Origin of the sequence: Devosia sp. (genome assembly GCF_017307565.1) — a bacterium.
Taxonomy (GTDB): domain Bacteria; phylum Pseudomonadota; class Alphaproteobacteria; order Rhizobiales; family Devosiaceae; genus Devosia.
On record NZ_JAFKHD010000274.1, the window covers coordinates 1 to 3,013 of the forward strand.

The following is a 3,013-nucleotide window of genomic DNA, read 5'->3' on the forward strand; positions in this document are numbered from 1 at the left end:
CACCCTTAGCAGGGGTGTGCCTTCGACCACTCGGCCACCTCTCCGGCGGGGTCGGGTCTAGCGGGAGCGGCTGGGGATGGCAAGCGGTTTTTGGCGGGGCTGCAAGATTGACGGGCAAATCGCAGTCTGGGCGGGCTGGGGCGCTGTGGGCGATTTGGTTGGTGTTCGGCTGTGGCGGCGGCTAGGGTCCTCGCCGCGCGGTCGGCAAGCGAATCGTGCGGCAGAGCGACAGAGGCGGACATGAGGGTTTGTGGCAGAGCGGTAAGCCTGGTGCAGTGGACCATTGCATGTTGGCTGGGCGTTGCCGGCGCGGCATTCGCACAGCCGGAAGCGAGACAACTCCCCTTCCCTGCTTCGCCTGTCGAGGGCGTGTGGCGGGCGGAGCTGCAGTCGGAAGTCACTATCCAGGTCTGCGAGCTTGGCTATTGCGGTTTTCTCACCAAGATCGTGGTGCCATCGGAAGGGCTGACTACAGAGGAGCAGGCAGCGGCGGCGGAGATGTCGCCCGAGGAGTTCTTCGACTACCGCAACGAGAACCCCGCGCTGCGCAACCGGCCGATGCAGGACCTGCATCTGCTGACCCTGCGGCCCGGCAACAAGCCGGCGATCTTCGATGGCGAAATCTACAACCCGCAGGACGGCAAGACCTATTCGGGCTATGTGGAACTGACGGGGCCGGACACCATGCGGCTCAACGGCTGCGTGCTCTACAATATCATCTGCCGCGGGGAAGACTGGCTGCGCGTGCCGCAGGCAGAGCTGGACGCAAGGCTCGCCGCTGAAGCGAAGCCGTAGGGCAAAAACGCCCCCGGGGATTGACCGGGGGCGCGAGATCAACGGGCGCGCTGGTTGAACAGCACCTTTTGCGCTTCCTTGTCATCAGCGAGGCTTTTTGCCTGCACGTCCTTGCCCCAGTTCAGACCGCGGGCGACCGCCGGGCGAGCGGCCATGCGCTCGAGCCAGGTATGGACATGGGGGAATTCTTCCCTGGTGACACCGTAACGTTCCCAGCCCTGGGCCCAGCCGATCGAGGCGATGTCGGCGATGGAGTAGTCGCCAGCGATATAGTCCTTGTCGGCAAGCTGCTTGTTAAGGACGCCAAAGAGACGGTGCGTTTCGTCGTTATAGCGCTTGATGGCGTAGGGAACTTTTTCGGGCGCATAGACCGAGAAGTGATTGTTCTGACCGAGCATGGGGCCAAAGCCGCCGACCTGCCAGAAGAGCCATTCGTCGACCTTGACCTGAGCGCGCTGGTCGGTGGGGTAGAGCTTGCCAAACTTCAGGCCGAGATATTTGAGGATGGCGCCAGATTCGAAGATCGAGATCGGCTCGCCGCCCGGACCTTCGGGATCGACAATGGCGGGAATCTTGTTGTTGGGCGATATGGCCAGGAATTCGGGGGTAAACTGCTCACCCTTGCCGATGTCGATGCGGTGATAGTTCCATGGCACGCCAAGCTCTTCGAGCATGATGTGCACCTTCTGCCCGTTGGGCGTCGGCAGGGAATAGGCTTCGATCGGCTTGGTCTGGCTGGTCATAGCACACCGTCCTCTTTTGGATGAGCTAGGTATATCGGTGCTTTACGATGAAGAGCAAGGTGCGCGCGGCGACGTTCCGCGGGTGCGGCAGTCCCCTGACTTAAGGGGACTGCCATAGAGCGCAAGGCTTACTCTCGCATCAGCCGCATTTGTGGCTGACCATTGCCGCGCAGGGCGGGCGAGAGGCCATTGATATCGACCGTGGCGGAAACCCGTTGGCGATGCGCGGCGAACATGAAGGTGGGGGTGACGTTGACTGGTTCGTCGAACTGGATGGTCACCTTGTAGTACTGCATGTCGCTCGAAAGCTGCAGGCCAATAAGAAGGCCACGGAAAGGCTGCTCGAGGTAAAAGCCCTTGACCCGCATGCCGACCTGGAAAGGCACGGCAACGCGATCGGGCAAGGCCGCGCGAGCGGTGTTCCAGTCGCGATAGCCATGGGTGCGGGCGACCTCTTCGAGGGCGGCGCTATGGGTGATCGGCTGGCCGGTTTTGGCGCGTTCTTCGCGCAGGTTCCTGGCCTCGGATTTGAGGGTCTGGGCCGAAGGTGTGTCGAGAGAAAAAGACATGAAAGGTCATCTCCTGAAAGGAGGCGACTGGTCCATGGGGCCCGCGTTGCCATGATGCGCCTCGGAGAGAACCGTATCAAGCTTTCAAGGCTGAGCTTCACCATGGACAGATGTCCGCGAGCGGCAGGCGCCAGCAACCGAACGGGTAGATGCGCCTCATAAGGCCGGAAGTCAAGATCAGGCCCATCAATCGGGGTGATGGAAGCGATCAGACATTTGTGCTGGGAGGATCGCGCTGTCCGGGCTAGGTACCTGTGATTGCCCAAAGTGAAAGCACCATGACTGAAATCCTGCTCCTGCTCGCCGGGCTCCTCGGCGGCGCGGTCAATTCCCTCGCCGGCGGCGGTTCGTTCATCGTTTTCCCGGCGCTGCTTTTTGCGGGCGTGCCGCCTGTGCTCGCCAATGCCTCGAACACCTATGCCGCCCTGCCCGGCTATGTCAGCGGCGCCATCGGCTATTGGAAATCAATGGCCGGCTACAAGGATCGCCTGGTCATCTATGGCGTCATTGCGTTGATCTTCGGCTATGTCGGGGCAGAACTGCTGCTGGTGGTTTCGGACGAGCAGTTTTCCAAGGTCGTGCCCTGGCTCATGGCCTTTGCGGTGCTTTCCTTCACCTTCGGCAATCGCATCAATGCAGCGCTTCGCGCCCGTGGCGGTGGACGCACCGGGATGAAGGCGCTTGGCACCGTGCTTATCCTCGCGCTTCTGGCTGGTGTGTCGGTTTATGGCGGGTTCTTCAATGCCGGGCTCGGCATTCTGCTGCTGGCCTTCCTCGCCATGGCGGGGATGCGCGATATCCACGCCATGAACGGGCTGAAGCTATTCATCTCCTCGACCATCGCGCTTGTGGCCGTGGCGCGGTTTATCTTCAGCGGGACAATCGACTGGTACCACGGCTCGATTG

At 61.6% G+C, this 3,013-nt stretch carries 4 protein-coding genes; 2 read left to right on the forward strand and 2 right to left on the reverse strand.

Annotated features, from left to right (window positions below):
- Window positions 1-270 precede the first annotated feature (270 nt).
- Window positions 271-795 carry a DUF2147 domain-containing protein gene (locus J0I64_RS08550; RefSeq protein WP_291407164.1) on the forward strand — a complete coding sequence of 175 codons (525 nt, stop codon included), beginning with the start codon at window positions 271-273 and terminating at the stop codon, window positions 793-795.
- Window positions 796-833: 38 nt separating this feature from the next.
- On the opposite strand, the gene J0I64_RS08555 is transcribed toward J0I64_RS08550, so the two are convergent.
- A complete protein-coding gene (locus tag J0I64_RS08555) occupies window positions 834-1,538 on the reverse strand; it encodes a glutathione S-transferase N-terminal domain-containing protein (protein WP_291407165.1) in 705 nt (234 codons plus the stop codon).
- A 128-nt stretch (window positions 1,539-1,666) separates the two neighbouring features.
- Window positions 1,667-2,107: a glyoxalase superfamily protein gene (locus J0I64_RS08560; protein WP_291407166.1), complete on the reverse strand. Its 441-nt coding sequence runs from the start codon at window positions 2,105-2,107 to the stop codon at window positions 1,667-1,669.
- 278 nt (window positions 2,108-2,385) lie between these two features.
- Between J0I64_RS08560 and J0I64_RS08565 the strand changes: the two genes are divergently transcribed.
- A partial coding sequence (locus tag J0I64_RS08565; protein ID WP_291407167.1) for a sulfite exporter TauE/SafE family protein occupies window positions 2,386-3,013 on the forward strand: 628 nt, incomplete at its 3' end.